Origin of the sequence: Lentilactobacillus parafarraginis DSM 18390 = JCM 14109 (genome assembly GCF_001435895.1) — a bacterium.
Lineage (GTDB): Bacteria > Bacillota > Bacilli > Lactobacillales > Lactobacillaceae > Lentilactobacillus > Lentilactobacillus parafarraginis.
Window position 1 is genome coordinate 1 of sequence record NZ_AZFZ01000125.1, and the last position, 2980, is coordinate 2980.

Consider the following 2980-nt stretch of genomic DNA (forward strand, 5'->3'; position numbering starts at 1 on the left):
AACAATGTTCAGTCGATTTTAACTTGGCGGTGAAAATCGACTGAATCTAAGTAGCTGGCTGATAGCTACTTGCTAAACCAAAAGTCTCTGATTCCTCGTGAATCGGGGATTTTTCTGTTTAGCTTGATCTTTATTCGGTTGTTAAATTAGTTTCAGTCTAGCATAGCGCTTATCTTCCAGCAACTTTATTTGGTCTTGTATACTTTGCCAGCCTTCGGTTGGAACCAATACGCGATAGAAGGTACTGTTGAACATTCGAGTAACATAAACGCTTCTGGATATCTAAGTAAGTATCTGTCGAAAGCACTGAAAATCAATAGCAGAATGAAATTGCATAAAAATGATTAAATATCTTATAAGTTATAAAAAAACAGCACTATCAGGATTTACACGTTAAAAGATCTATAAAGTGTAGTGACCTGTATAATTGACTAAAAGTTATTGGGGAATGATTTTTAAGCAATGATCTTTTTGTTTGTTTTGTTGAGAAACCACTTAACGTGACCTTTTTTGATCACGCTTAAATCATAATCTTCATTGGATAAGAAGTAAATAAGCAAATTAAATTTCTATAGAAATGTTGTGATAATATAGAATTATAAAGTTATAGTTCTATAGAACTATAAAACTGATTTTAAACTAATCTTGCACTATTCCTAATATTAAGCTACTATAGTTCTATAGAAATTCAATTCTATAAAGCTATGTTTCTATAGATTTTGAATAAAATAAATGGAGGATAAATTTATGGCAATTACGATTACTACCGGAAACTTTAAAGGTGGTGTGGGCAAAACAACTAATGCTGTGATGATTTCTTACATACTATCAAAGCATAATAAAAAAACATTACTTGTTGATCTTGATCCCCAAGCAAATGCAACGGATTTACTTTTTACCACTATGGAAGCCATTTATGATATTAAACCAGACTTTGAAGAGACATTAGAAACTGCGCTAATCAGCGGTAATCTACAAAAGGCCTTAGTTCATGTTAAAGATAATTTAGATTTGCTACCGTCATATCAAGATTTACAAGGATATGAAAAATATTTAAATGAAACTTTTGCTGATGATTATACACAGGACACTTACCTAGCAAAACTGCTCAGCCCATTGAAAGAAAAATATGATTACATTATTTTAGACGTTCCACCGCAGTTAAATAAATTTACTGATTCAGCGCTTGTGGCAAGTGATTTTGTAATTATTATTTTACAAACTCAAGAAAGATCATTAACAGGCGCTGAAACCTATGCTGAACACTTAATTAATTTGAAGGACGACTATAAGCTCGGATTGGATTTATTAGGTGTTTTACCGGTTTTGCAACAAAACGGGAACAATCTAGATCTTGATGTCTTAGATGATGCAATTGATAGTTTCGGAAAAGCCAACATGTTCAAACAACGGATTAGACAAATGGCTAGGTTAAAGAGATTTGATCGAACTGGTATTACTGATAGGTCTAAGGATATAAATGATATTCGAGTAATGAGTGTTTACGAAAATGTTGTCAACGAAATCAAAGAACGAATCACTAAATTTAATGAATAAGGAGAGATCATATTATGAGTGAAAAGTCACTGGGATTGAATGGCTTAGGCAAAATTAGGAAGAATAAAACATTCCGCCCAGAACGGATAGAACCTAAGGTATCTGAAACCATACGAAGATCTTTACCAGACGACCAAATTTTAATGCACTATACTAGAAAGTTGAAAGCTAAAGACACGCCAAAATCTGTTCAAACACAAATTGATACTCACATGGCGATTAAACAAATCGGGATTGTTGAAAACAAAAAGAACTATGAAGTTATTAATGAACTTGTTGAAAAATATATAAATGATATGCCGGATACCAAGAAAAAACTTGTGATGGAATTCGTTCGGCAGGTTCAGCGAAATATGCCTGAAGAATGATGATTATTCTTCTATAGAATTATAGATATATAGAAATATGATTCTATAGATATAGGAATGACTATTGGTAGATAGCATCAAGAATCTTGTGTACATAAACTGCCTTCGTACATAAAATATGTAGCTAACTTAAATAAATGATGCTTCCAAAGTGTTCTGAAGTTCTTTGAGTCCTCGATGGATTTGTTTCAAGGATTACACATTATAAGCAAAAACTTGTTTGTGCTCTCCCTTATGAAATCAACCGCTCTCAGGATCATTCCGACTAACTTTTCGTCGTTTGGTTTTTACAGCTGATTGATCTGCTTTTAAGGGCAACCCGATCTTTTTTCAATCTTTTGATCCAAGGCTTGACGATAATTAACGGCCTCTTTGTTAACCATCACGTCTGAGAACTTATGGTTGTTTGCATCGGCTTTAACGTGGGTTCTATCAACGAATAGGACCGAAGAGGGTCCACCAGCTTTGCCTGGACACATTGGAGGAGAATTTGCTCAAATAGATCCGTCCCCTTACAGCGACGTTCAAAGTTTTTACCAAATGTCGTGAAATGGGGAACCACTTTAACCATATCAAGCCCTAAAAACCAGTGGTAAGCCATATTCACTTGAATCTCTTTGATTGTTTAGCGCATACTTCGAATATCAAATAGATATTGAATAATTGGTAGTTTAGTCAGAATGACTGGGCCAATCCTGGCTGCCTGTTATCAATGGTATAGAGTGGTTGCACTAAATCGTAAATAAAATCGATCACTTTATCAATTTTTCGTAATAAATGATTCTGCGGAACCATTTCGTTAATCGTGACAAATTGGATTCGGTTACGCTTGCTATGATCGTGTTTCCCAAGCATAGCAATCACCTCTCACCAATAATTATAAAGAACACAAAAAGACAAAATCCTCGTATTTTAAGGACTTTATCTTCAGTCTGAGACCGCCTAAAGGCGTTTTTTTTATCGTCATCGTTTAGCTAACTGCCAGAATCAAAATTAAGTGCTTGGCCAACTTGAGTTGACCATCGTAAGAAGCTGTCTAAAATCTCTTAAGTAAT

General features: G+C 34.3%; 4 protein-coding genes. 2 read left to right on the top strand and 2 right to left on the bottom strand.

Features of this window, described 5'->3' with window-relative positions; genetic code table 11:
* Positions 1-747 precede the first annotated feature (747 nt).
* The gene (locus FD47_RS14050; protein ID WP_054656131.1) at positions 748-1557 is read left to right on the top strand and encodes a ParA family protein; all 810 of its coding nucleotides are present in this window, start codon (positions 748-750) and stop codon (positions 1555-1557) included.
* A gap of 14 nt (positions 1558-1571) precedes the next feature.
* A complete protein-coding gene (locus FD47_RS14055; RefSeq protein ID WP_054736602.1) occupies positions 1572-1925 on the top strand; it encodes a hypothetical protein in 354 nt (117 codons plus the stop codon).
* A gap of 382 nt (positions 1926-2307) precedes the next feature.
* Here the strand turns inward: FD47_RS14055 and FD47_RS16215 are convergent, their stop codons facing one another.
* On the bottom strand, positions 2308-2547 hold the full coding sequence (locus tag FD47_RS16215; RefSeq protein WP_082402684.1) for a transposase: 240 nt from the start codon (positions 2545-2547) through the stop codon (positions 2308-2310).
* Positions 2548-2600: 53 nt separating this feature from the next.
* On the bottom strand, positions 2601-2780 hold the full coding sequence (locus tag FD47_RS14065; protein WP_054736607.1) for a hypothetical protein: 180 nt from the start codon (positions 2778-2780) through the stop codon (positions 2601-2603).
* Positions 2781-2980 lie beyond the last annotated feature (200 nt).